Source organism: Photorhabdus sp. RM322S, from assembly GCF_042879395.1.
Classification (GTDB): Bacteria; Pseudomonadota; Gammaproteobacteria; order Enterobacterales; family Enterobacteriaceae; genus Photorhabdus; species Photorhabdus khanii.
On the sequence record NZ_JBHFKW010000107.1, the window covers coordinates 1 to 2,353 of the forward strand.

Annotated in this window: 2 protein-coding genes and 1 pseudogene; all 3 read left to right on the forward strand. The window is 42.9% G+C overall.

Features of this window, described 5'->3' with window-relative positions; translation table 11 throughout:
- Positions 1–252, forward strand: a pseudogene (locus ACGF63_RS22700) (hypothetical protein); the annotation flags it as partial.
- A gap of 21 nt (positions 253–273) precedes the next feature.
- A complete protein-coding gene (locus ACGF63_RS22705; protein ID WP_166291844.1) occupies positions 274–1,290 on the forward strand; it encodes a hypothetical protein in 1,017 nt (338 codons plus the stop codon).
- A gap of 519 nt (positions 1,291–1,809) precedes the next feature.
- Positions 1,810–2,353, forward strand: a 544-nt coding sequence (gene tssI / locus ACGF63_RS22710; RefSeq protein WP_387633339.1) for a type VI secretion system tip protein TssI/VgrG, incomplete at its 3' end; no start/stop codon positions are given.

Sequence of the window (2,353 nt, forward strand, 5' to 3'; positions counted from 1 at the left end):
GAGGCAGAAGCAGACGGGAAGAAAAAATCCATAGTTAAAGTCAAAAAGAAGTGGAAATGGGTTATTGCAGACCCGTTAAAAGCCAGTGAATCTCCGTTAAGAATTAATTTGATAGGAGAAGAACGGCCTGTTGTTCAGCCGGAAATAGTTCCGGGTGCTGAAACCGCATCGTGGGAAATGAGTTATGACTCTAACTTTAAACCTAAGCTGGATAAAATCCCATTTATCAATGCGGGATTCCCAAGAATGTAAGCAAGAATAAAAGGATAAAAAATGAAATTAAAACTGTTATCGCTATTGTTAGGAGTAATTATTATGTCCAGTGCTAATGCGAATGAACCGAGGCTGTATATTCGCAGTTTATTCGATATCCAGTATGCCTTTTGTGATATTAAAACCAATGGAGTAACTGGGTTCAGTAACCGTAATTCGGCCTTAGAAGGTCGGGGATTTGGTTCGGCCAGCACGGCCGCCATGTTGTTCCTGGTAAACGGAGAAAACGAAATTAGTCTGGAATTCGGGGCACTGGGCTGGTTTTCCCCAGATAAACTGTCAGATGAAACCCGAAACCATTTTAACCCAGAGGCTAAATGCAAGCTAGAGCTGACTGCCATGCGTGGTAAAGAGAGTCAAGTGCTGACGGCGATTGAAGTTGAGATAGATAAAAATGGTCAACCCATGGCAACAGTATCCTCAGATGAACCCAAATATGCCGCTGTCAGCACACCGGTTATACGCCATGTGATACAGGCGGAAAAAGTAGAAGCCGGGCATATAGAGAAACTATACTTTTATCCCAAAGAATTTCCATTAAATATGACCTTATACCGGTTTAGTCGTAGTATAAAAATCAGTGGATTACCGGAATGGGAATGGGTGAAGGCAACCCCCTACACAGATACACCTGAACAGCGCCGGCAACTGCAACAGGCTTATATGGCTGTCTGGCAGGCTTATAATGCCAAAGATGTGAATACTATCCGTGAGCAACAAAAAGTTGCACTCAAAGCCTGGGCTTGGGCAACTGGCGAAAGCGAAGAGAGTATCTTTGCCGACAAATTTTTTCATCATGATTTCAAAGAAAAAAGCTTTAAAATGAGACCAATTAACTGGAGTGACTATCGGGTTAAGGTAATGAACCAAGGCAGAATGGTCAGGCTGCTGAATAAATCAGACTTAAGGAATTCACCAATATCCTATTATGTTAATGATGAAGACGGCGATGCGGATCTGGCGACTATCTCACCAATCTTCTCATTAATTAACGGGCGTTTTGTCCAGGTGATTTAATGGAGGTCATATCGGGTTATTTGACCCGATATTTTCTTCTAAGACTTTCACCAATATGAAAGACATGTCTTTATTTGAGATGTATCGCTAATTCTGCTTTCTTATTTCGTGCCAATGAAGCGCAGGTTCAGGTCAGTGATTCTGTTTAATCGCATTCGCATTGAGGCGGTTAATTCTAACGCATTAAATTCCTTATCGTTATTTGTGATATCCCATAAAAAATCTTCAATTTGACCAGAATAAAATTTCGTTATTAAAAGAAAATAAGTGCATTATTCCTTCCCTTTTCTATGCTCCCGTTCATATGTTAAACAATCAAACCGACAGAGTGCTGATAATTTCAGGCAGCAATATGAGGTCAATACCCAGCCCAACAAGGGCAGAGAAAAGTTTAGCCCGTGGCTCTGCCGGTCAAATACATTCGGTCATCATTTAAATTGATGAAGGTTGGATTATGGTTGTATTAAACGATTCCTTTCATTTCCTCAACGTCAATATCACTCAGTCAGGAGGGCAGTAATGGCGGATTCAGGACTGGTTTTTACCCTCACCGTAGGTAATCTCCCGGAGCAAACTTTTGCTGTGGTTGAATTTACCCTGAATGAAGCGCTGTCAACATTGTTCTGCCTGGAAGCCGCGTTAACCAGCGCTGACCCGGATATTGATTTTGCTGATGTGCTGGATAATTCCGCCACATTGACCGTTTATCGTGACGGGCAACCGGAGCGCAGTGTCACCGGGATTGTGACTCAGTTTGAACAAAGCACGACAGGTCGCCATCGCAGTCATTATTCCCTGACACTTCATCCGGGTTTATGGCGTGCGGGATTACGGGTGAATTCCCGCATTTTTCAGCGCCAATCCGTGGCCGATATTGTCGAAAAATTGCTGAAAGAAAATGGTGTCAGGAACTTCATTTGTAACCTGCGTTATGAACATCCTGAGCGGGAATTTTGTGTTCAGTATGATGAAAGCGACCTGATGTTTCTCCAGCGCTTATTGGCGGATGAAGGGATATCTTATTACTTTGTGTTCACCCCGGAGCCGGGTGAACCGGTAGTGT